The 20,046-nt window shown below is 64.9% G+C and carries 26 protein-coding genes; 11 read left to right on the top strand and 15 right to left on the bottom strand.

Features of this window, described 5'->3' with window-relative positions; genetic code table 11:
- Positions 1 to 63: 63 nt before the first annotated feature.
- Both AC1M0F_RS00620 and AC1M0F_RS00615 read right to left on the bottom strand, forming a co-directional pair.
- On the bottom strand, positions 64 to 651 hold the full coding sequence (locus AC1M0F_RS00620; RefSeq protein WP_480236272.1) for a Rho termination factor N-terminal domain-containing protein: 588 nt from the start codon (positions 649 to 651) through the stop codon (positions 64 to 66).
- A 299-nt stretch (positions 652 to 950) separates the two neighbouring features.
- Positions 951 to 3,092, bottom strand: coding sequence for a hypothetical protein (locus tag AC1M0F_RS00615; protein WP_480236271.1), 2,142 nt, complete (start codon positions 3,090 to 3,092; stop codon positions 951 to 953).
- A 289-nt stretch (positions 3,093 to 3,381) separates the two neighbouring features.
- Here AC1M0F_RS00615 and AC1M0F_RS00610 point away from each other — a divergent pair, with 289 nt between their 5' ends.
- Positions 3,382 to 4,068: a DNA alkylation repair protein gene (locus AC1M0F_RS00610; RefSeq protein WP_480236270.1), complete on the top strand. Its 687-nt coding sequence runs from the start codon at positions 3,382 to 3,384 to the stop codon at positions 4,066 to 4,068.
- Positions 4,069 to 4,075: 7 nt separating this feature from the next.
- Here AC1M0F_RS00610 and arfB read toward each other — a convergent pair whose 3' ends face one another.
- On the bottom strand, positions 4,076 to 4,498 hold the full coding sequence (arfB, locus tag AC1M0F_RS00605) for an alternative ribosome rescue aminoacyl-tRNA hydrolase ArfB (RefSeq protein ID WP_480236269.1): 423 nt from the start codon (positions 4,496 to 4,498) through the stop codon (positions 4,076 to 4,078).
- A 96-nt stretch (positions 4,499 to 4,594) separates the two neighbouring features.
- On the opposite strand from arfB, the gene AC1M0F_RS00600 reads away from it, so the two are divergent.
- The 6 genes from AC1M0F_RS00600 (at position 4,595) to AC1M0F_RS00575 (ending at position 9,443) form a co-directional block, all read left to right on the top strand.
- Entirely contained in the window at positions 4,595 to 5,083 is a 489-nt protein-coding gene (locus AC1M0F_RS00600; protein ID WP_480236268.1) for a histidine kinase, read from the top strand.
- 80 nt (positions 5,084 to 5,163) lie between these two features.
- Positions 5,164 to 6,021, top strand: coding sequence for a DUF4097 family beta strand repeat-containing protein (locus AC1M0F_RS00595; protein WP_480236267.1), 858 nt, complete (start codon positions 5,164 to 5,166; stop codon positions 6,019 to 6,021).
- An 85-nt stretch (positions 6,022 to 6,106) separates the two neighbouring features.
- Positions 6,107 to 7,051: an ATP-binding cassette domain-containing protein gene (locus AC1M0F_RS00590; protein ID WP_480236266.1), complete on the top strand. Its 945-nt coding sequence runs from the start codon at positions 6,107 to 6,109 to the stop codon at positions 7,049 to 7,051.
- Positions 7,048 to 7,887 (top strand): ABC transporter permease, encoded by an 840-nt coding sequence (locus tag AC1M0F_RS00585; protein ID WP_480236265.1) that lies wholly within the window; start codon positions 7,048 to 7,050, stop codon positions 7,885 to 7,887. The genes AC1M0F_RS00590 and AC1M0F_RS00585 overlap by 4 nt, the downstream gene beginning before the upstream one ends.
- 54 nt (positions 7,888 to 7,941) lie before the next feature.
- Positions 7,942 to 8,769, top strand: coding sequence for a hypothetical protein (locus AC1M0F_RS00580; protein ID WP_480236264.1), 828 nt, complete (start codon positions 7,942 to 7,944; stop codon positions 8,767 to 8,769).
- Positions 8,770 to 8,990: 221 nt separating this feature from the next.
- Complete coding sequence (locus AC1M0F_RS00575) at positions 8,991 to 9,443, top strand: GNAT family N-acetyltransferase (RefSeq protein WP_480236263.1); 453 nt, start codon at positions 8,991 to 8,993, stop codon at positions 9,441 to 9,443.
- Between the two features lie 25 nt (positions 9,444 to 9,468).
- On the opposite strand, the gene AC1M0F_RS00570 is transcribed toward AC1M0F_RS00575, so the two are convergent.
- The 6 genes from AC1M0F_RS00570 to AC1M0F_RS00545 form a co-directional block, all read right to left on the bottom strand.
- Positions 9,469 to 9,951, bottom strand: a complete 483-nt coding sequence (locus tag AC1M0F_RS00570) for a GNAT family N-acetyltransferase (protein WP_480236262.1) — start codon at positions 9,949 to 9,951, stop codon at positions 9,469 to 9,471.
- Positions 9,952 to 10,071: 120 nt separating this feature from the next.
- Complete coding sequence (locus tag AC1M0F_RS00565) at positions 10,072 to 10,836, bottom strand: ABC transporter permease (protein ID WP_480236261.1); 765 nt, start codon at positions 10,834 to 10,836, stop codon at positions 10,072 to 10,074.
- On the bottom strand, positions 10,836 to 11,666 hold the full coding sequence (locus AC1M0F_RS00560; RefSeq protein WP_480236260.1) for an ABC transporter ATP-binding protein: 831 nt from the start codon (positions 11,664 to 11,666) through the stop codon (positions 10,836 to 10,838). The genes AC1M0F_RS00565 and AC1M0F_RS00560 overlap by 1 nt, the downstream gene beginning before the upstream one ends.
- Complete coding sequence (locus AC1M0F_RS00555) at positions 11,663 to 12,043, bottom strand: DUF1048 domain-containing protein (protein ID WP_480236259.1); 381 nt, start codon at positions 12,041 to 12,043, stop codon at positions 11,663 to 11,665. The genes AC1M0F_RS00560 and AC1M0F_RS00555 overlap by 4 nt, the downstream gene beginning before the upstream one ends.
- A 2-nt stretch (positions 12,044 to 12,045) precedes the next feature.
- Positions 12,046 to 12,396 carry a PadR family transcriptional regulator gene (locus AC1M0F_RS00550; RefSeq protein ID WP_480236258.1) on the bottom strand — a complete coding sequence of 117 codons (351 nt, stop codon included), beginning with the start codon at positions 12,394 to 12,396 and terminating at the stop codon, positions 12,046 to 12,048.
- A 122-nt stretch (positions 12,397 to 12,518) separates the two neighbouring features.
- Complete coding sequence (locus AC1M0F_RS00545) at positions 12,519 to 12,980, bottom strand: SRPBCC domain-containing protein (RefSeq protein ID WP_480236257.1); 462 nt, start codon at positions 12,978 to 12,980, stop codon at positions 12,519 to 12,521.
- A gap of 75 nt (positions 12,981 to 13,055) precedes the next feature.
- Between AC1M0F_RS00545 and AC1M0F_RS00540 the strand changes: the two genes are divergently transcribed.
- Entirely contained in the window at positions 13,056 to 13,520 is a 465-nt protein-coding gene (locus AC1M0F_RS00540) for a phage tail protein (protein ID WP_480236256.1), read from the top strand.
- Position 13,521: 1 nt separating this feature from the next.
- Here the strand turns inward: AC1M0F_RS00540 and AC1M0F_RS00535 are convergent, their stop codons facing one another.
- The 3 genes from AC1M0F_RS00535 to AC1M0F_RS00525 all read right to left on the bottom strand — a co-directional run bounded on the left by AC1M0F_RS00535 (position 13,522) and on the right by AC1M0F_RS00525 (position 15,883).
- Positions 13,522 to 14,007, bottom strand: coding sequence for a pyridoxamine 5'-phosphate oxidase family protein (locus AC1M0F_RS00535; RefSeq protein ID WP_480236255.1), 486 nt, complete (start codon positions 14,005 to 14,007; stop codon positions 13,522 to 13,524).
- A gap of 108 nt (positions 14,008 to 14,115) precedes the next feature.
- Complete coding sequence (locus tag AC1M0F_RS00530; RefSeq protein WP_480236254.1) at positions 14,116 to 15,195, bottom strand: sensor histidine kinase; 1,080 nt, start codon at positions 15,193 to 15,195, stop codon at positions 14,116 to 14,118.
- Positions 15,188 to 15,883: a response regulator transcription factor gene (locus AC1M0F_RS00525; RefSeq protein ID WP_480236253.1), complete on the bottom strand. Its 696-nt coding sequence runs from the start codon at positions 15,881 to 15,883 to the stop codon at positions 15,188 to 15,190. Before AC1M0F_RS00525 ends, AC1M0F_RS00530 begins: the two co-directional genes overlap by 8 nt.
- An 87-nt stretch (positions 15,884 to 15,970) precedes the next feature.
- On the opposite strand from AC1M0F_RS00525, the gene AC1M0F_RS00520 reads away from it, so the two are divergent.
- On the top strand, positions 15,971 to 16,657 hold the full coding sequence (locus AC1M0F_RS00520; protein WP_480236252.1) for a M15 family metallopeptidase: 687 nt from the start codon (positions 15,971 to 15,973) through the stop codon (positions 16,655 to 16,657).
- 132 nt (positions 16,658 to 16,789) lie between these two features.
- Here the strand turns inward: AC1M0F_RS00520 and AC1M0F_RS00515 are convergent, their stop codons facing one another.
- Positions 16,790 to 17,146 (bottom strand): hypothetical protein, encoded by a 357-nt coding sequence (locus AC1M0F_RS00515; protein WP_480236251.1) that lies wholly within the window; start codon positions 17,144 to 17,146, stop codon positions 16,790 to 16,792.
- On the bottom strand, positions 17,146 to 17,880 hold the full coding sequence (locus tag AC1M0F_RS00510; RefSeq protein ID WP_480236250.1) for an alpha/beta fold hydrolase: 735 nt from the start codon (positions 17,878 to 17,880) through the stop codon (positions 17,146 to 17,148). Before AC1M0F_RS00510 ends, AC1M0F_RS00515 begins: the two co-directional genes overlap by 1 nt.
- Before the next feature lie 231 nt (positions 17,881 to 18,111).
- On the opposite strand from AC1M0F_RS00510, the gene AC1M0F_RS00505 reads away from it, so the two are divergent.
- A complete protein-coding gene (locus AC1M0F_RS00505) occupies positions 18,112 to 18,543 on the top strand; it encodes an SRPBCC family protein (protein ID WP_480236249.1) in 432 nt (143 codons plus the stop codon).
- Between the two features lie 55 nt (positions 18,544 to 18,598).
- On the opposite strand, the gene AC1M0F_RS00500 is transcribed toward AC1M0F_RS00505, so the two are convergent.
- On the bottom strand, positions 18,599 to 19,459 hold the full coding sequence (locus AC1M0F_RS00500; protein ID WP_480237332.1) for a helix-turn-helix transcriptional regulator: 861 nt from the start codon (positions 19,457 to 19,459) through the stop codon (positions 18,599 to 18,601).
- Between the two features lie 164 nt (positions 19,460 to 19,623).
- On the opposite strand from AC1M0F_RS00500, the gene AC1M0F_RS00495 reads away from it, so the two are divergent.
- Entirely contained in the window at positions 19,624 to 20,043 is a 420-nt protein-coding gene (locus AC1M0F_RS00495) for a cyclophilin-like fold protein (protein WP_480236248.1), read from the top strand.
- Positions 20,044 to 20,046: the final 3 nt, after the last annotated feature.

Raw genomic sequence — 20,046 nt, 5'->3', positions numbered from 1 at the left:
CCGGGCACATCGGGCCACGCTAGCCAAGCTGGGTAACCGGCAGGTGAACGGGAGGGAGACCGCCTACTTCCTGGCCAGGAGGGCGGCCAGGTCTGACTTGTTCAGTTTCGAGTAGCCCGAAAGACCCGCGGTTTTCGCCTGCTGGCGCAGCTGCGCCAGGGTCGGTCCGGATGCCGACCGAGTTCGTCGTCCGCGGGGCGCCGCCGGCTTCGACGCCGCTGGCTTCGACGCCGCTGGCTTCGACGCCGCTGGCTTCGCGGTGGTCACTGGTGCGGACTTCGTGGCCACGGAAGTCGCGGCGGGCTTCGACGCGGCAGGAGATGCCGTGGGCACATCGATCGTGGGTGACGCGGAAGATGTCGCGACTGTGAGTGACGCGGGGGTGGCCGTTTCCTTTCCTGATGCAGCCTTCTTCTTGGCCGGTTTCGCTGTGACCGCCTTCTTGCTCTCGCTGATTGTCTTGTTGCTCTTGCCCGGCTTGCGCACAGTCGTCTTCTTCAGGCCCTTGTCCAGCGTCTGTGCCAGTTCGGCGGCCTTCTTTCTCGCCTTCTTGTCAGCCTTCTTGGCCGCCTTGATCGCCTTGCCGATTGCCTTCTGCGCCTTGTGAAGAGCCGCCTTCGCGGCCTTCTCCTGCTTTGTCAGACGTGCCATTGTCGGTCTCCCCTGTTCGTCGACGTGACGGATGCTTTCCTCAGATCATGGCAGCAGCATCCCGCAAGCGCACCCTTTTTTAGCTGGTTGACTTATCTCACCGTCGAGCAGGGCGAGAAGCCGGGTGGTCGTGCGCCAGTTGCGGACGGTCATCTCGAGGAAGACCGGCATGCTCGTCAACCGGGTGATCCGGGTCTTGCCCCGCCTGAGCGGCTACGCGCGACAGCGTCCTGCGCCCGCCCGCGCCTGACGTCACGGCTGGGACCGCCGCAAGCGGAGATCCCAGCCGCGCCGGTCAGCTATTTCTTCTTGCCGTTCCCGGTGTTCTTCACGGTGAGCGCGTAATCCGCGTCGAGGAACTGGAGGTCACCGGTGGGCAGGTTTGACACCAGGGTCGCGAAATCGCGATTCGGACCATTGGCACACTTCGTGTTGAAGCCGGGCTGCGTGATCGCGTCGCCTTCGAGCCGGTAAACGTAGTTGCCTGCGCCATCGTTGATCTCGAACGGCGAGGCAACACCCGGTGTGAGATCGCAGGACGCGACGAGCTGGAGCGTCCAGTTGTTGTTCTGGAGTCCGGTCGTCTCGGTCCATTCGCCCTCCGCAGAACTCACCGTCGCTGCCGCGCCGTTGACGAGCACATCGTCGACGAACCATCCTGTGTCGAGATAGGCCGCGTCCGTTGAGTAGCGGAAACGCACGTCCGTTGCGTCGGCGGGCAGCTGAGCGGAGTAGTGCACATAGGCAGGCTCGTCGACGAAGTACTCGCCGCCCGATGTGCCGGTGAGCCCGTTGCCTTCCGTGTTCCCGCCGTGCGGATCCTCGTTGCTCGTGACGACCGTGCCGGCGTCATCGACGAGCGGGACCGTCACCCATTCGCCGCCGACGAGCGCCTCGACGAATCCGTAGTCCCATCCCTCTTCGATGAAGTGCCATGTCCAGAAATCGAGTGACGTGGCCGTGCCCGTCACATCCACGTCGAGGATGTTGTCCGACTGGCTCTCGTAACCGGCATACCAGTGAGTCTCTCCGGTGTGCGGCGGGACCTGGGTGCTGTCTTCGCCGTCCAGACCCACCGTCACCGTCGGACCGGGGTTACGGAATCGCTCGACCTGGAGACCGTACGGCAGGGCAGTCGGCGACTGACCGTTTGCGCGGTTGTCCCACTTGGGTGACGGCTGAGCGCCCTGGTTGTTTCCCCGGTCGCCCCAGAACTGGTCGTCCGCGATGTCGATCGTCCAGTCAGTGAATGCAGGATCGCCGAAGTCGACCGCCTTGATGTCGAACAGCGCTGAGTCCTCGTCGTCGAGGTACACGGCGACTGCCCAGTCCTGGAACAGGGTCTTCGCGGAGCGCAGGTCCGCTCCGGTCTCCGCATTGAACTCGTCGATCGCGGCCTGGACTCCGTCCATCCCATCCGCCTGGTTCTCGAAGATCCGCTGGATCAGCAGGTCACCGCCGGCTGTGTCGTTCTGAAGGTCCGGGGTGTACGTGCCGTCGCCGTTGCCACCGGCCTGTTCCCAGACGTACTGGAAGAAGGTGTAAGAGGCGCCGTAATTCTCCAGTCCTCCACCCCAGCGGGTGAGAGATGTCTCCGCGTAGAACACCTGATGATTGCTGAGGTGCGACCCTCCGACGTCGTAGCCGTTGAGGAACACCGCGAAGTCGGCGAGACCCTCGTCCACCCAGGACAACTCGCCCGGGTCGCTGTAGTTGTGCAGCAGATGCTCCAACTCGTGGGCGATCACGCCCTCGTACAGCGTGGGCTGGTCGTTCTCCGGGTCGTCGTCACGCCATTCAGCATCGTTCGGCCCAACCCGGTTCGCCCAGTCGAAGGCATCGATGACGATGACGTTCATGCCGGCCGAATCGATGAAGTCCGGAGCGAAGTACCCGGCTGTGTACGTGTCCTCGGCACAGTCGTAGTAGTTCGTGTCCTGCACGTTATAGACCACCATCACGAGTGAGTCGCTGGCGGGCTCGGCAGGATCGGCCGCGTCCATGGGGCCGAAGTGTTCCTCGTCGACAGCGACGATCTGGCTGGACAGCTGGTCACCCATGTAATCGATCTGAGCCTGCGTGAGCGCGAAGTCCGTTACGGCGTTGTCAGCGCAGGGGACGAACTCGTCGCCAGGATTGTGGTCGAATGCCGGATCGAGGCTGGCTACGCCGGCTGGCGCCGAACCATCCAATGGCGTGCCTTCGGGAACGTAGATGTAGACGGGAGTCCCGTCAGGAGTCGCTCCGGCGTACGCCCGGTCGAAGTCCTGATCGTAGGTGCCGCCGGCTTCACTGTCGTTGATCGGCAGCGTGAGACCGGGCTCGCCGGGCAGGTTCAGGTGATCGTCGGCGACGGCAGGAACTGCCGCAGTGGCGACAAGAGTGAAAGCTAACGCGCATCCCAGTGAAACACCGAGTGCGCGAGCGCGGGGCTTGTGCACAGCTGTACCTCCAAGTGAGGGGTCCAGCCATCGGCAATTCGTAGTCTCCACAGCGGGACCAATGAGGGGCAGGCGGTCGCCTGCCGATTGGATGCCAGTACACCACCAAACGGTGACGGTGGGAATGGAGATTACGAAAAAGCCGTCCCCGTCGCAGAAGATGCGACGAACGTGTCGCTGGCGACCTCGCAGCGCAGGATCTTGTGGCGGGCGTGTTCCCGTCGGGAGAGGCGACGTCACCCTCTGCTCTCGTCGTAGGCTGATTTCCACATGCACGACAGGAGCTGAGATGGCGCAGACGATGGTGACCGAGGTCACGGTGCCCGAGGTGATGGCCGAGCTGGCCGCACTCGACGACCCGAAGGCCCGCGAGGTGAATACCCGGCACGGGGACGACCACGGGGTCAACCTCGGCAAGCTTCGCGCCGTCGCCAAGCGGCTGAAGACCCAGCAGGACCTCGCGCTCGATCTGTGGGCGACCGGCGACACCGCTGCCAGGCTCCTGGCACTTCTGATCTGTCGTCCGAAGGCGTTCGACCGTGACCGGTTGGACACGATGCTGCGCGAGGCACGCATGCCCAAGGTGCACGACTGGCTCGTCAACTACGTGGTGAAGAAGAATCCTCACGCCGAGGAACTGCGCGTGATCTGGTTCGCCGATCCCGACCCTGTTGTGGCAAGTGCCGGGTGGGCCCTGACCACCGAACGCGTAGCAAAAGACCCCGATGGCCTCGACCTCCCCGGTCTGCTCGACACGATCGAAGCGGAGATGAAGGATGCCCCGGATCGCCTGCAGTGGGCGATGAACCACTGCCTCGCCCAGATCGGGATCGAGCACCCGGAGTATCGGGCCCGCGCCCTCGACATCGGCGAACGCCTCGAGGTGCTCAAGGACTACCCAACGCCGCCGAACTGTACCTCGCCGTTCGCGCCGGCCTGGATCACCGAGATGGTGAGGCGGAAGGGCGACAGCTAGGTCTTCGTTACTCGGCGGACGGACGCTTTCGCTGCTGTTTGGTCGCTGATCGCTGTTGTTTTGCGGCGAGGTGCCGCCTCGTCGATCCTCTCGTGGGTTTTGTCGGACGCCGACGAGGTCCGTCAGGTGCGAGCGCTGCGCTCGCGATCTCCGCGAGCTTGCGCCGTGCGATCTCGCGATTGCGAAGCTGCGACCGTTCCTCGGAGGCGGCGACGGTGACGACTCCCCCGACGAGTCGGCGTCCGAGACGCGCGAGCATCCTCTGGCGCTGTTCATCGGACAGCGCGGTGGAACGACCGACATCCCAGAACAGTTCGACCCGGCTGTCCGAGGTGTTGACATGCTGCCCACCCGGCCCTGACGAGCGGGAGAACCTCCAGCCGAGCTCGGACGCCGGAATCGTGAGCGCGGGCGACACCTCCAGATCCATGGCTCAAGCGTCCCACGAACGGGACGAATCCGGCGGCAGCCCTCGGTGACACCATGACCGCTTGACATGACACCATAGTGGTGTCACGATGGTGCCATGGAACTTGGACAGTACGTCAGCGACCTGCAGCGTCAGTTGGTGGATGCCGCAGACAACGGTGTCGAAGAGACCCGCGCGGTCGCAGAACGACTCGCCGCCGGCCTTGATGCCGCGACCCGGCTCGTGTTGCTCGATGCTCTGTCCGCCGCTGTCGGCGAAATCACCCGCGACCTCGCTCCAGGCTCCGTCGACATGCGGCTGCGTGGACGAGAGGTCGAATTCGTCGTCAGCCAGCCCAACACGGAAGCCGACCCAGACGAGCGGACCGTAGCATCCGTCGACCTCGACGACGCGAGCACGTCGCGTACGACGCTTCGCCTGCCGGACGCCCTCAAGACGCGGGTGGACGATGCAGCTGCGGCTGACGGGCTGTCCGTCAACACGTGGCTGGTCCGTGCGGTTGCTGCCGCGCTTCAGCCCAGGCAACGACGAGCGGCCCAGCGCACGTTGCGAACCGGAGACAATTTCGCAGGCTGGGCGCGCTAGACCGCCCAACCCACAACATCCATCAGCCACGCGGACCTGCGAGGTCGGACGAACACGCCCAGAGAAAGGGAAGCGCCAGCATGCCCACATTCACCACCCCCACGCCGATCGACCTCGCCATCAACCTGCCGGTCGGTGCGATCGATGTCAGAGCCGGGGACCGCCCTGACACGGTCGTCACCGTCTCCCCCACCAACCCTGGCAGGGCAGTCGATCGCCGGGGCGCAGAGGAGACGAGGGTCGACTTCGACGGTCACCGGCTCACCATCACGGGTCCGAAGGCGCGGCTCAGCTGGATCGGGCCGACGGACTCGGTCGACGTGACGGTGGAGCTGCCCGCCGGTTCGCGGCTCACGGCGGAGATCTCGGTCGGTGGTGTCCGCACCGTCGGCCGCCTCGGCGCGACCCGGATCAAGAGTTCCATGGGCCCGGTGGATGTCGACACCACCGGCGATCTGTGGCTCCGTGCCTCCCACGGCAACGCAACGGTCGGCCGGGCCGACGGCGGCGTCGAAATCACGGCAGACCACGGCCAGATCCGGATCGGCACCATCACCGGCGACGCGGTCCTCAAAGCCTCTCACGGTTCGATCCTGATCGGCGAGTCCGGCGGCGACCTCGAAGCAAAGCTTTCATACGGCGACCTCGAGATCGCAAAGTCACTGTCCTCCGTCGAGGCGAAGACCGCATACGGCAGCATCCAGCTGCGAGACGTCTCAAGCGGATCCATCCAGGTCGAAAGCGGATTCGGTCAGGTCACGATCGGCGTGCGGCCAGGTGTCCCAGCCTGGCTCGACCTGTCGTCCAAGGAAGGACATGTGCGCAATCAGCTCGATGGCGACCGCGCTCCCGGAGCGTCCGAAGAGACCGTCGCTGTGCGGGCACGCACCCAGTACGGCGACATCACCATTCAGCGCGCCCGCGCGGTGGAGCAATGAGGATCGCGCCAGCGATCCCGCGACCCCAGCGCCGAGGGAGCCTGCGTCCGAGGTCTAACCGACAGAAAAGTAGGGAACGAATCACATGAACACTCCAGCAATCGATGTTCGCGGGCTTCGCAAGTCATACGGCGACAAGCTCGTGCTCGACGGCATCGACCTCGCGGTGGCCACAGGCACCGTCACCGCGCTCCTCGGCCCGAACGGCGCGGGGAAGACAACGACCGTCCACATCCTCAGCACACTCGTTCGGCCCGACGGTGGAGCGGCTTTCGTCAACGGATGCGACGTGGTGCGAGATCCGGATGGTGCGCGCGCGTCGATCGGTCTCACCGGCCAGTTCTCAGCGGTCGACGGTCTGCTCAGCGGCGAGGAGAACCTCCAGCTCATGGCGCGGTTGCGGCACCTCGGAGCCAAACGCTCGAAGACGCGCGTGGCCGAGCTTCTCGAGCAGTTCGACCTCACGGAAGCGGCGCGAAAACCACTCGCAACCTACTCGGGCGGGATGCGGCGGCGGCTTGACCTGGCAATGACGCTGGTCTCCACCCCGAGCGTGATCTTCCTCGACGAGCCCACAACCGGCCTGGACCCGCGCAGCCGTCACACGATGTGGGACATCGTGCGCAGCCTGGTCGCGGATGGCACGACCGTGCTGCTCACCACACAGCACCTCGAGGAGGCGGACGAGCTCGCCACCCGCATTGCTGTGCTCGACGGCGGGCGGATCGTCGCCGAGGGCACTCCGGATGAGCTCAAACGCCTCGTCCCAGGTGGACACATCAGGCTCCGGTTCGCGGATGCCGCGGCGCTCGACTCCGCGTCCCAGCTCCTGGACGACCCCACCCGCGACGAGGCCGGACTCGCCCTCAGTGTTCCGAGCGACGGCGGCGTCCGAGCGCTACGCACCGTCCTCGACCGCCTCGATGCGGCCGACGTCGAGGTCGACGACCTCAGCATCCACACTCCGGACCTGGACGACGTGTTCTTCGCCCTTACCGGCCGAGTCGACACGAAGGGAACCGAGTCATGACCACCATCACTGCCGAGCGCCCGACCGCGGGGTCGAGCACCAGCCGACGATCGTACATCGTCGCCGACGCGATCACGATGCTGCGCCGCAACCTGCTGCACATGATTCGCTACCCGGGCCTGTCGGCGTTCACCATCCTGGGTCCGGTCGTGCTCCTGCTCTTCTTCGTGTTCGTGTTCGGTGGCACTCTGGGCGCCGGATTGCCCGGCGCGGATCCGGCGGGTGGGCGGGAAGCCTACGTCGAATACATCATGCCGGGCATCCTGTTGCTGACCATCGCCGGCAGCGCCGGCGGTACGGCGACAACAGTGGCGATGGACATGACCGAGGGGATCACCGCTCGGTTCCGGACGATGGCGATCTCACGGGCTGCCGTACTCGCCGGCCACGTACTCGGCAATACGATCCAGGCCTTCATCGCCGTCGCTCTCGTGCTCGGGGTCGGCCTGCTGATCGGCTTCCGCACGACAGCAGGGCCGCTCGAGTGGCTTGCCGCCGCCGGGCTGCTCGTGCTCATTTCGTTCGCGATCAGCTGGATCGGCGTCGCGATGGGGATGCAGGCGAAGTCGGTCGAGACGGCCAGCAACTGGCCACTCCTGCTGACGTTCCTGCCCTTCCTCAGCAGTGGGTTCGTGCCGACCGAATCGATGCCGGAATGGATGCAGTGGTTCGCGCAGTATCAGCCGTTCACGCCGTTCATCGAAGCGATTCGCGGCCTGCTGCTCGGCACCCCGCTCGGTTGGAGCCCGATCCTCGCGATCGGCTGGTGCGTCGTGATCACCGTCGCCGGCTATGCCTGGTCGATGACGATCTACGAGCGGAAGTCGGTGCGCTGAAAAGACACCACGCCGCGGCCGGCGGGTGTCTGACGCCCCTGTTACCGTGCCTGAATGGCGGAGAGGATCGAGGACTGGTGGGCACGCCGCCAGTTCTCACGCGGGAACGATGTGCCCTACCCGATCGGCACGTACCGTGAGGCGTGGGCGCCGTACCCGACGCTGATCAGGCAGTACTATCCGGATCGGAATTCCGGCATCATGCTGACCCAGATTCCGCCTGCCGCCGACGTCTTCCTCCTCTGGACATGCAATGCCGGGCACACGTTCGTCGCCACGCCGGCCGAACAACGCTCCCGCCCCGGCCGCGAACGTCGCCGTTCGGCCTGGTGCCCGGAATGCGCGGCGCTGGCACAACCGCGGCCCGCACGTCCCGCTGGGTCCAGCTCCTCGCCCCGCATTGCAAAGTCGCCACGAATCCTGTGTCCGAAAACACCGATGCTGCCAACAGGTGAACCGTTCGCCAGCGCATGCGCGCCCCGACCGGCATCCGCCGTCGAGGCACAGCTGAGGATGGATCTTTTCGCACGCCTCAGCGTCTCACCCGGCCTGAACGCCGTCCGCGTGGCCCGGCCATTCTTCGACCATCTCGAGGTGTGGCCAGACATCCTCCTACCCGAACTGCGGATCGCAGTCGAATACGACAGCACCGGCCGTCACGGTCTCGAACACGTAGGCAAACGGGAGGACGGAGACCGGCGGAAGGACCGGATTCTGCGTTCGGCTCACTGGGAGGTCGTGCGGATCCGCACCGGCAAACTCGAGAAGCTCGGGCCATACGATCTGCAACTGACGTCGATGAATCCGCGGGGCCTCAAGCGCCTGCTCGACACGTTCCGTGACATCCGCGGCCCCGTCATGGTCGACGCCTACCTGAGTTGAACAGGTGTGGCTCGCAGTGACGACGTCGGAACGCGCCCCCTGCGGCCAGTGATGTCACAACCCGGACGCGCGTTCGGTCATTGCTGGTGACGGGACTCGGCCGAGTCGCGAGGTAAGAGCGGGAGCACTGGGTTTCAGGCGGCCTTCCCCAAGGTTGCGCCAAGCAGACTGCGGCTGGTCCCTCCCGCCGCCGACCCGTCCCGACGAGAAGGAGGAACGACGTGAATACAGGGAATGAACCGAGAGCATTCGAGTATCCCGATGCTGCCGGTTACCCGGATGGCGCCGGCTTTCTCGACGAGGGCACCTCAGCGCTCATCGACGACGTGACGTCGAACGCCATTCGCGAGGTCGACCGGCCGTCTGCGGATGCCGAAGCCGAGATCGAGGTGCACCGGCTCGCCGACGAGCGCGTGTACTCCGCCACAATGGGCGGTCGCGAGCTGGCGAGCCTTCGGTACGACGAGGCCGATGGACGGGTCATCGTTCAAACGACGACGGTCATTCCGGAGTTCCGCGGGAGAGGCATCGCTGCCGACCTCATTGCCGACGCTCTCGATGACATCCGGGAACGTGGCTTGCGCGTCACCGTGCATTGCCGGGTGGTCGCCGCGTACATGACCGGGAATCCGCAGTACTCGGATCTGATCGATCCGGAGCATCCCGGCGTCTGACCTGATGCGACTGCCCGTGTGCCGCCTAGGAGCGGAGCGTCTTTCGCATCTGCTGGGTCGAGACGGAGTACCCCGACGATTCATACAGCGCGACGGCCACACCATTGGTGCTGAAAACGTTCAACTCCAGGGCATGCACTCCGGCCTCGAGCGCCGCGTGCTCCACCGCCTCCAGCAAACCGCGGCCGAGCCCTTCACCCCGCCGCTCCTCGACGACTTCGATGTCGTAGAGGAAGCCCGTATCCGGAGCTCCGCGCGGGTGATCCAGGCCCACCCACGCACGCCCGACGGACTCTCCGTCCGAGTCGATCCCCCAAAGAATGAGCATTCTCGGCGTGTTCAATCCCAGGGGGAGCAGTTCCGCGTTCGAATGGCGGGCGCGCTGAACCGACCCGTCCTTCGCCCAGCGGCCGACCGCGACCTGTTCGGCCGCGAAGTCCTCGGCGAGCGCGCCCTGCCAGTGATCGAACTCACTCTGCGTCATCGGACGCACGGTCACCTCGCTCATGCACCCATGATCGCTTCGATCCTGCTTGATCCTGGCGGCGCCTCCCAACAACGACATCGCCCGCCTCCCGTACGGGGAGCGGGCGACGCCGTTCGGAATGGAGAGCGTAGGCACTCGGGCTCAGCTGACCTTGCGACGGTAGATCCCGATCGCGAAGGCGTACGCGACGACAAGGATCCCGACGAGCCAGGCGAGGGCGATCCAGATGTCGCTACCGACGGGTTCCTGTGCGAACAGGGCCCTGGTGGTATCCACGATGGCGGTCACGGGCTGATTCTCGGCGAACCAGGCTACCGGGGCCGGCATCGACTCGGTGGGCACGAAGGCGGAACTGATGAACGGCAGGAAGATCAGCGGATAGCTGAACGCACTCGCGCCGTCCACAGTCTTCGCCGAGAGCCCGGCGATCACAGCGATCCAGGTCAGTGCGAGGGTGAAGAGGACCAGGATGCCGATGACCGCGAGCCAGTCGACGACGGATGCTCCGGTGCGGAACCCCATGAGCAGCGCGACGCCGACGACGAGAGCGATCGAGACGAGGTTCGCCACCAGGGAGGTGAGCACGTGCGCCCAGAGCACGCTCGACCTCGCGATCGGCATGGACTGGAAGCGTTCGAAGATGCCGCCCTGAAGGTCGAGGAACAGCCGGTATGCGGTGTACGCCACTCCAGACGCGATCGTGATGAGCAGGATGCCCGGGAGCATGTAGTTGACGTACGACTCGTCGGATCCTGTACTGATCGCCCCGCTGAACACATACACGAACAGCAGCATCAGAGCGATCGGGGTGACCGCGGTGGTGATGATGGTGTCGGGGCTGCGGAGGATGTGGCGCAGCGAGCGGCCGGTCAGGACGCTGGTATCGCCGAGGACGTTGGTGGTCATCAGAATTCCTTTCGTGCAGTGGCCGTGGTGTCGGCCGAGTCGCCGCTGGCGGTATCGGTCTCGTCGGTGTCCCCGACGAGGGCGAGGAACACGTCCTCGAGCGATGGCTGTTTCTCGACGTACTCGACCGTGGCAGGCGGGAGGAGTTGCTTGAGTTCGCTGAGCGTCCCGTTCTGGATGATCGTGCCCTTGTGCAGGATCGCGATGCGGTCGGCGAGTTGCTCGGCCTCATCGAGGTACTGCGTTGTGAGCAGCACGGTGGTCCCCTGCGCGGCGAGGCGCTTGACGGTCTCCCAGACTTCGATGCGCGCCTCGGGGTCAAGTCCCGTGGTCGGTTCGTCGAGGAAGATGATCGGCGGGTTGCCGATCAGGCTCATCGCGATGTCGAGCCGGCGGCGCATCCCGCCCGAATACGTCGATGCCTTCCGGCTGCCGGCTTCGGTGAGCGAGAAACGGGCGAGGAGGTCGTCGGCGATCGCTCCCGGGTTCTTCAAGTGACGCAGCTTCGCGATCAACACGAGGTTCTCCCGACCGCTGAGAATCTCATCGACCGCCGCGAACTGGCCGGTCAGGCTGATCGATTCGCGCACGTCGCCGGCACTCCCCGCGACGTCGAAGCCGTGGACCGAGGCGGTTCCCGCGTCGGCTTTCAGCAGGGTGGACAGGATCCGCACCAGGGTGGTCTTGCCTGCACCGTTGGAGCCGAGCAGAGCGAAGATGCTGCCCGGCTTCACGTCGAAGTCGACGCCCCGCAACACGTGTACGTCCTTGAAGGACTTCTGGATGCCCTGCACTCGGATCGCGGGTGCAGGGGCATGGGTGGTGGTCATTCTTTCGTCTCCTTTCCGGTGTCTCCGGCCGCGGTGTCGATGGCCTTCTCCAGGCGAGCGCGCTCCTTGTCGATCCATTGCGTTCCGCCGTAGGCCTGGGTGAACGCCTCGGCGAACTCGACAGGGTCGTCGCCGACGATGGCGCGGACCGGTGTTCCGTCGATGGCTGCGCGCTCCCAGAGGTCGGCGAAGTCGCTGAGCATCCTGACGAGGGTGTCACCGTCCGTGATTCCGCCGTAGTACATGAAGTACCGCTCGAACGCCTTCGCAGCCGTGCCGTACGGCTCGGGAAGAGCCGCGATGCGCGCCTTGTACTGCCTGTACTGCTTCTTCTGCTCGAGCGAGCCTGTGACGGCTTCGATCCACTTTGCGGCCATGATTACTCTCCTTCTTCCTGCGGGTTTTCAATGTTGTGGTGGAGCTGTTCGATGCGTTCTGCGAGAAAGCTCCACGTGCTCCAGAACTCTTCGAGGGACTCTCTGCCCTGTGCGTTCAACGAGTAGACCTTGCGCGGCGGCCCCTTCTCGGACGGGACTTTCGCCACGTCGACGAGGCCGCGCTGCTCGATTCTGACCAGCAACGCATAGACGGTGCCTTCCACGATTTCGGAGAAACCCTGGTCGCGAAGACGGGCCGTGATGTCGTAGCCATATGCCGGCTGCACGGCGAGAATCGCGAGGACGATGCCCTCCAGAGTGCCCTTGAGCATCTCGGTCATCTGCTTGCCCATGAACCCGTCCAATCACTACTCGGTGTTGCTATCTACCACTAGATAGTAACACTGAATAGCGACCGTGCAAGAGGGAGATCGAAGTTTTTCGAGGGACGTTTCTGTCCGGTTCCGGGCAGCGGTCAGGCGTCGAGGTACGCTGCGAGATTCGCGAGCGAGGACGTCATGCCCTCTGCATGATCGCGCGCGCGAACTCCTGCCGGGACATCCTGCGCCTCGAACTCGACCGTTGTGCCTTCGCTCCCGCGGTGGAGGCTCCACTCCATCCGCATTGTGCCCTGGAACGAGGGATCGTCCGAATCGAAGTCGACCTCCTGCACCACACGCTCTCCCGGAACGATCCGCGTGACGCGCACCTCGGACACATCCGAATCTGCCGACGTCTTGCCTGGCGCGCCAGACGCATCGTCGTAGGTGAGCACGAGTCGGTAGGAACCACCGTCACGCATGTCGAACCGCTCGAATCGGCCGTGCATGCCTTTCGGGGGCAACCAGTGCACGAGAGCCTCGGGGCTGGTCAGCGCAGCGAACACCGTGTCGGTGCCGGCGTGAATCAGCAGGCTTGCTCGATCCGTTCTCCCCATGCTCCGATGGTAGCTATCGGTCACGAACACGTCGCGCGTTATCGTTGATCCCGACTCATCTGACTGGGAGGCCGCATGTCGTACGCCGTTGACTTCGAGAACGTTTCCACCGTCGGCCTGGAATCGTCTCCGGTCGCCGATGCGCTCGCCGGACTGCGCGCCAACGAGGCTCGCTACTACCGGAACAAGTACGACCACGAGTTCACAGTGCACCCTGCCTCCGAGGCTCAGGAGGTGATTGAGCGGGTGAGCCGCATCCTCAGGGACGAGCGCGACATTGTCATCGGTTCCCGACCCCTCGAAGCAACCGAGTTCGAGGTCGATGGGCTGCGGATGTCCTACGTCTTCTACGAGTCAGGGTTGTCGATCAACGTCATGTACAGCGTCGAAGAGGGCGGAAAGCGAGCGGTCGGATTCAAACTGGCCGACGGCATGGAGTTACCGGAGGAGTTGGCGACGCGTTTCAAGTTCGCCCGCCAGAAGTCGAAGCTCGCAGGCGTCATCCGTGGCTCCTTCTTTGTGATCAAGCGCGAGTACTGAGCTAGCCTCCGCTCGGCGCTCTCCCCCGCGCGGCCTCGGTGTCGCGCATCTTCACGACCGATACCCCGACGCCATACGTGACGAAGTCGCCGGTCGGCCGGACACCGATGCCGAGCAGCGTGCCACGAGACCCGTCTTCACTCAGCTCCAGCCCCTTCGTGAGGGCATCCCGCACCGTGGCCGGCATCCGAGCCGCCGGAAGGACCTCGGCGACACCGCAGAACGTGATCGTGGCGGCGGGCACCTTGATCCACGGCATGAGCGGTACCCGTTTCGGAATCGCGACCGTCACTGACACTTCTGGGTTGAGCGCGATGTGTCTGGCCTTCCACTCGTCGTCGTTCGTCGTGAACCAAAGTGTGCGATCCGCTGTGTACGGCATGACGCCGGCGGTGCGGGCCTGCCCACGTGCCGACACCATCCCGACCACCATGAAGTTCTGCTTCTCGATCACCCGCCAGACATCGTCGGTCGTCAGTTCCGCCATGATTCCTCCCCGCTCGCGATCGCATCAAAATACTGCAGATCGCGTCCTGCCGACATCCCTCCCGCTCCCCCACCCCCGTCATCGTGCCTCTGGCCACGAGTGCAACGCTCACGGAGCCGCGGGGAGTTGTACCGTGACTCGAAGCCCGCCGTCCGGGCGAGGGGTGAGAGTGAGGGTTCCGTCGTGAGCCTGAACGATGCTCTTGACGATCGCGAGACCGAGGCCGACACCCGCATGATGACCGCGGATGCGTTCGCTGCCGCGCTGGAACGGCTCGGTGAGCGTCGACACCAGCTGTGGGCTGAGCGCGACGCCGGTGTTCTCGACCGTGAGCACGACGAACCCCGCGACGGTGGCGGTGTCGACCCGCACCGTGCCGCGGTCGGGCAGGTTGTGCACGATGGCGTTGTGCAGGAGGTTGGTCGTCATCTGCAGCAGGAGCGCGTGGGAGCCGATGGTGGGGGTGATATCCCCCGCGGCCTCGATGGCGACACCGTGCCTCTCGGCGAGAGGAAGGAGCGTCTCGGCGGCCTGTTCGGCCAGGAGGGACAGGTCGACCTGCTCCCGGACAAAGGATCGCTGGTCGGCGCGGCTGAGCAGGAGCAAGGCCTCGGTGAGGTCGATCGCGCGGGAGTTGACCGCGTGGAGGCGTTCGACGAGTTCGTCGCAGTCCCGGTCGGGATCGTTGCGGGCGACATCGAGGAGGGTCTGCGTGATCGCGAGGGGTGTTCGAAGCTCGTGGGATGCGTTCGCGGCGAATCTCTGCTGTTCGGCGACATGTGCTTCGAGCCGTTCGAGCATCGCGTCGAAGCTGTCGGCGAGTTCGCGGAACTCGTCGTCACGGCCTTCCATCGCAATGCGGTGCGAGAGCGAACCAGTCGCTGCCACCCGCGTGGCGTTCGTGATGCGGGTCAGCGGAGCGAGCATCCGTCCGGCGAGGATCCACCCTCCCAGCAGGCCGAAAGCGAGTAGGAACACCAGCGCCCACGCGATCGGCGGGGCGAAGGCGCGCACGAGATCGTCGCGGCCGGGCACGAACCCGCCGGGACCGCTGACCGCATCACTGGGCACGTAACGCAGGAGAAACAGCCACACGACCGCGAGCAGCAATACGGCTGCCAGCATGAGGAACCCGGCGTAACTGAGGGTGAGTTTGAGTCGGACGCTGGGCCCTGACGGCCTAACCACGGTCGCCTCCCCGATGTCCGACGTCCGGACCGGTGTCGATGCGGTAGCCGACGCCGGGAACCGTGGCGATGACCCACGGCTCGCCCAGCCGCTTGCGCAGTGCCGAGACGGTGATGCGCACGGCGTTCGTGAACGGGTCGGCGTTCTCATCCCACGCCCGCTCCAGAAGTTCTTCGGCGCTGATCACGCCACCCTCGGCGGCGACGAGAACGTCGAGCACGGCGAACTGCTTTCTGGTCAGCGCGACGTACCGGCCATCCCGGTAGACCTCACGTCGGAACGGGTCCAGACGCAGACCGGCGATTTCCCGCACGGGGGGCCGGTTGTGTGTACGCCGGCGATCGAGCGCCCGCAGCCTGAGAACGAGCTCACGAAGCTCAAACGGTTTGGTGAGGTAGTCGTCGGCTCCGAGCTCGAACCCGGAGGCCTTGTCGTCCAGCCGGTCGGCTGCGGTCAGCATCAGAATGGGCATCCCGCTGCCGGAATCAATGATGCTCCGGGCGATCTCGTCACCGGAGGGACCGGGAATGTCGCGGTCGAGAACGGCGATGTCGTACGAGTTGATGCTCAACAATTCCAGAGCGGAGTCGCCGTCCCCTGCGATGTCGGCAGCGATTGCTTCCAGGCGCAAGCCATCGCGGATGGCCTCAGCCATGTAGGGCTCATCCTCGACCACCAAGACACGCATGGTCTCGATCCTACGAGCCGGCACATATCGTCGGCATATCGAAAACTGCGTACGCGCTGGCAACACGGCACTGCGTTGACTGGCGGCATGACATACACGGCAGCTCGAACGACGACCCGCAGCATTCTCCGCATTCTCGCCATCGTCCTGGCCGTCATCGCCGCGACGATGACCGGAACACTGATCTACCAGTCGACGTCACCGTCGGCCGCCGCGCCTGGCGGCATTCCCGGCGGCGACGAGCGGGCGACAGTTGTCGAGCCCGACGGTGTGATCGACGAGGCGGACGGCACTCTCCCGGGCGGCGTGACCGTGTTCGATGACCGGTTCCCCGCTGTCGCCAACCTCGACTCCGACCTGCTCCATGCCGTGCGAAAGGCGGCCGCGGTTTCCGGACGAGATGCCGGCATCGAGTTCTACATCAACAGCGGGTGGCGTTCCGGCGAATATCAAGACCAGCTTCTTCGCGACGCCGTCTCCGAGTACGGCTCGGAAGAAGAAGCTGCCCGCTGGGTCGCGACAGCGGAAACATCCGCCCACGTGTCAGGGACCGCGATCGACATCGGAGAGTTCGATGCCACGCTGTGGCTGTCCGAGCACGGCGCCGCTTACGGTCTGTGTCAGATCTACGGCAATGAACCATGGCACTACGAGCTCCGACCCGAGGCGATCAGCGGTGGTTGCCCTCGCCTGTACGCCGATCCGACCGAGGATCCAAGGATGCAGCTGCACCCTGAAAACCGCCCCCTCGCGCGGCCGCACGAATCGGAATAGCCTGACGCGCATGGCCCAGGCAGCTTCAGCAGCTTCGTGCGCAACCCGGTTCCTGGGTGGTGGCCGCGAATCACGCCGTGGCGGGCGTGACGCGCGGCACCAGAGCAGACGCGATCGGCACGAAGAGGAGGCCTATTTCGCGGCGCTGATGATCCGTGCGACCCCCCAACCGATAGCGGACACAAGAGGGACACTCACGATGATCATGGCGACCGGGTTCGGCCAGAACGTCAACCCGTTCGGGCCGCCCACGTATGCGCCGATCGGCAAGACGTAACCCCCACCTCCACCGCCGCTCCCTTCGCCCTGGCCTTCGGGGGCCCCACCACGCTCGGGCCACGTGCCTGAGCCTTCGCCACCGCCGAAACCGAACACGACCAGGGCGGCCGGGATGACCTCCTGTCCGCCCACCGTGACGCTCTCGCCGAACGCCATCCTTGCGCCCCAGGACGGCAGCGACGCCGTCATCTTCTCGACGATGGTCGACATCAGCTGAACCCTTCCACAGCTGCCAGGATCGCGGCAAGCGTTACCTCCGGCCGCGACACCATCGACACATGGGATGCGTCGACTTCGGTGATGGTGGCGTTTGCGCGCTCGGCCATTCGGCGTTGCGTGGCGATCGGGATGACGAGATCTTGGGTGCCCAGCACCGCCCAGCTCGGAATCGACTTCCACGCCGGGGCGGCTGACGGTGTGACGTTGGCGACGAAGGATGCCGGTCGCTGGGTCGCCACGATGACCCACCGATCCGCTTCAGGCAGGTCCTGGGCGAAGGCGGTGTGCACTGTCTCCGACTTCAGGAAGGCCTCGGCCGCGCCCTCTGGGGCGCCAGGATAGCCCGCCACATCGAGCACGGTCGTCGGATCGGCCACGGCAAGTGCCGAACCAGAACCTTCGAGAATACTGACGACGGTTTCACCCTCGTCAGGGATGAACGCGTCGACGTAGACGAGCGCCTTGACGTCGCCTCCGTTCGCGCCTGCATTGGTGATGACCGCACCGCCATACGAGTGCCCGACAAGCACGACGGGACCTGTCGTCCGCTGTGCAAGGAAAGACGAGATGTACGCGGCATCGCTCGTCAGCCCGCGAAGCTCGTTCGGTGGTGCGAGAACCGTGTAACCCTGCGCTTGAAGGGGAACGACGACGGCGTTCCAGCTGGATGCGTCCGCCCACGCGCCGTGGACGAGGACGATGGTCGGCTTGTTGCTTTCTGGCATTCGACTTCCATTCAATAGCGTCGCCGTTGGCGACTCGATGTGGTGGGGCCGCGTCCTGTGCTGTGCCAGACGCTGACGACAATATAGAGTGCCGCGGCGCGGGCCGGTAGGGGTCAGACGGCGACGCCGTACTCCAACGCAAACCAGGGCAGTCGCAGTCGTTCGCGGCCGCTTGTGCGGTGACCTGCCCGGGGTTACCGTGAGCTCGACCGATCCGACAAGGAGGACACAATGGCCGGGTTCACCACGAGTGAATGGATTTCTCGTCCACCGCAGGATGTCTTCGACTTCATCACGACACCCGACAACGCGCCGAAGGTCGTTCCATCCGTGAAGAGCATGGTCGCGATCACCGAGGGACCCACCCGGGTGGGTTCGCGCTATCGCGAGACCCGCCTGATGAGGGGCAAGGAAGAGCAGGCCGAACTCGAGGTCGTCGTGTACGAACCGAATCAGACGTACGCCGTGAAGAATCTGACCGAGGGAATCGAGACCGTTTACCGTTATGCGTTTCGCCCAGAAGCGACCGGCACGCGCGCTGACCTGGTCTGTGAGGTCACGGCGAGCGGTGCAAAGAAGCTACTTCTTCCACTGGTCGTTGCCGAGCTGAAGAAAGAAGACGGGGATCACCTGCAGCGACTGAAGAAGGTGCTCGAACGGTGACGGCCGGAGACGCCCCAACCCCCACGGGTTCGACTACCCGGTCGCGAGTCGATTGTCACTGCGAGGTGCGAGACCGTGGTTCCGCAGGCGCGCTCTGAGGCGCCACGGAGGTGCCGAGTAGCTTGAGCCCTTCATAGTCTCGCGATCCAGGCTCGGCAGTCAGCACGGTGAGTTGCGCCGGTGGGTCTCCGACCAGATCCAGGCCGTCGTAATGCAGGGTGAGGTCGCCGACGAACGGATGATGGAAGCGTTTCGTTCCGGTCTCGTGGTGCCACACATCGTGACGACTCCACAGGTGACGAAAGTGGTCGCTGCGGGTGGAGAGTTCGCCGACCAGGTCATGCAATTCCTTGCTGTGCGGATCGCGGCCTGCTTCGGTGCGAAGTTGCGCCACGTTCGTGCCCGCTGCAATGTCCCAATCCGGAAAGAATCGTCGTGCGACCGGTTCGAGGAAGATGAACCGCGCAAAGTTCGGCGGAGACGTCGTCGACGAGGAGATCATCTCCTCCATGAGCGCGCCGCCGAGCGGGTTCCACGCCAGGAGGTCGGTCCTGCCGTTTCCGATCAGCGCGGCAGTCGATTCCATGGAATCGAGAAACCACTGGATGCTCGGCGACGGACGCCATGCCTTCGGCGCTTTCGCCTTGCCTCGGCTGGGCAACGCCAAACCGCCCGACTGGCGTGCCAGCCGGTACAGGTGCTCGCGCTCGGCGGCATCCATGAGCAACGCGCTTGCGAGACCGTCCAGGACTGCGTCGGACGCTCCCCCAATCGCACCACGCTCAAGTCGCGCGTAATACTCGACGCTGACACCGGCCAACGCGGCCGCCTCGCCCCGACGAAGCCCGGGCACTCGTCGGTCGCTGCCTCTCAGAAGACCGACCTGCTCTGGTTCAATCCTGGCTCGCCGCGTCATCAGAAAGTCGCGAACCTCCGCGTGGTGTTCCATGCCTGAAGTTTAGGTCGGTCTCGATCGGGAGTGGGATGCCCTGCCAGGGCGCGTCAGAGCCGGGACTCCCGCATAGCGCCGTCGCGCAGTTTGCTGATGTCATGCGCCTCCGATTCATACTCACGCCACTCGTGGTGCTCTTCCTGGCGATCGCCGCGGCGACAGCAGGTCCCACAAAGACGGCTGTACATCCGCAGATCAAACTGAACGATTCAACCCAGGCCGCGCAGTTCGCACAGCGACTTCCACATTCACTCGTGTTCAACGACGTCATGGGCACAGCCCAGGTTGCCCGTCTTGCCGAGCCGCTGGGGCCCTCCGACGGCGACCCCATCACTCACTACCGCGCCGGCGACGTCGCCTATTGGACGGCCGAAGAGAGCATCATCGTGTTCCTCACCGATGGCGCGGCCGTTCCTCATGACGGCTTTTTTCTCATCGGGCACATCTCGGACGACCTGGATCATCTGGCCGGCTGCAATCGGGCCTGTCCCGCACTGCTCGATGTTTCCCTGGTGCCGTTGGCGGAAAACGAACCGTCTGAGAGATGAGCG

This window comes from Mycetocola sp. Y719 (genome assembly GCF_056713205.1).
The sequence above is the reverse complement of the archived record's forward strand: the minus strand, read 5'-3'. Positions and strand labels throughout refer to the sequence as shown.

Coding starts and splice junctions, on each gene's coding strand:
- AC1M0F_RS00520 (WP_480236252.1), top strand. CDS start 15,971: ATGACATACACGGCAGCTCGAACGACGACCCGCAGCATTCTCCGCATT.
- AC1M0F_RS00600 (WP_480236268.1), top strand. CDS start 4,595: ATGGAACTTGGACAGTACGTCAGCGACCTGCAGCGTCAGTTGGTGGAT.
- AC1M0F_RS00610 (WP_480236270.1), top strand. CDS start 3,382: ATGGCGCAGACGATGGTGACCGAGGTCACGGTGCCCGAGGTGATGGCC.
- AC1M0F_RS00535 (WP_480236255.1), bottom strand. CDS start 14,007: ATGGCGGAACTGACGACCGACGATGTCTGGCGGGTGATCGAGAAGCAG.
- AC1M0F_RS00555 (WP_480236259.1), bottom strand. CDS start 12,043: ATGGCCGCAAAGTGGATCGAAGCCGTCACAGGCTCGCTCGAGCAGAAG.
- AC1M0F_RS00510 (WP_480236250.1), bottom strand. CDS start 17,880: ATGCCAGAAAGCAACAAGCCGACCATCGTCCTCGTCCACGGCGCGTGG.
- AC1M0F_RS00590 (WP_480236266.1), top strand. CDS start 6,107: ATGAACACTCCAGCAATCGATGTTCGCGGGCTTCGCAAGTCATACGGC.
- AC1M0F_RS00585 (WP_480236265.1), top strand. CDS start 7,048: ATGACCACCATCACTGCCGAGCGCCCGACCGCGGGGTCGAGCACCAGC.
- AC1M0F_RS00560 (WP_480236260.1), bottom strand. CDS start 11,666: ATGACCACCACCCATGCCCCTGCACCCGCGATCCGAGTGCAGGGCATC.
- AC1M0F_RS00565 (WP_480236261.1), bottom strand. CDS start 10,836: ATGACCACCAACGTCCTCGGCGATACCAGCGTCCTGACCGGCCGCTCG.
- AC1M0F_RS00550 (WP_480236258.1), bottom strand. CDS start 12,396: ATGGGCAAGCAGATGACCGAGATGCTCAAGGGCACTCTGGAGGGCATC.
- AC1M0F_RS00580 (WP_480236264.1), top strand. CDS start 7,942: ATGGCGGAGAGGATCGAGGACTGGTGGGCACGCCGCCAGTTCTCACGC.
- AC1M0F_RS00620 (WP_480236272.1), bottom strand. CDS start 651: ATGGCACGTCTGACAAAGCAGGAGAAGGCCGCGAAGGCGGCTCTTCAC.
- AC1M0F_RS00595 (WP_480236267.1), top strand. CDS start 5,164: ATGCCCACATTCACCACCCCCACGCCGATCGACCTCGCCATCAACCTG.
- AC1M0F_RS00525 (WP_480236253.1), bottom strand. CDS start 15,883: ATGCGTGTCTTGGTGGTCGAGGATGAGCCCTACATGGCTGAGGCCATC.
- arfB (WP_480236269.1), bottom strand. CDS start 4,498: ATGGATCTGGAGGTGTCGCCCGCGCTCACGATTCCGGCGTCCGAGCTC.
- AC1M0F_RS00500 (WP_480237332.1), bottom strand. CDS start 19,459: ATGACGCGGCGAGCCAGGATTGAACCAGAGCAGGTCGGTCTTCTGAGA.
- AC1M0F_RS00505 (WP_480236249.1), top strand. CDS start 18,112: ATGGCCGGGTTCACCACGAGTGAATGGATTTCTCGTCCACCGCAGGAT.
- AC1M0F_RS00545 (WP_480236257.1), bottom strand. CDS start 12,980: ATGGGGAGAACGGATCGAGCAAGCCTGCTGATTCACGCCGGCACCGAC.
- AC1M0F_RS00570 (WP_480236262.1), bottom strand. CDS start 9,951: ATGAGCGAGGTGACCGTGCGTCCGATGACGCAGAGTGAGTTCGATCAC.
- AC1M0F_RS00515 (WP_480236251.1), bottom strand. CDS start 17,146: ATGTCGACCATCGTCGAGAAGATGACGGCGTCGCTGCCGTCCTGGGGC.
- AC1M0F_RS00540 (WP_480236256.1), top strand. CDS start 13,056: ATGTCGTACGCCGTTGACTTCGAGAACGTTTCCACCGTCGGCCTGGAA.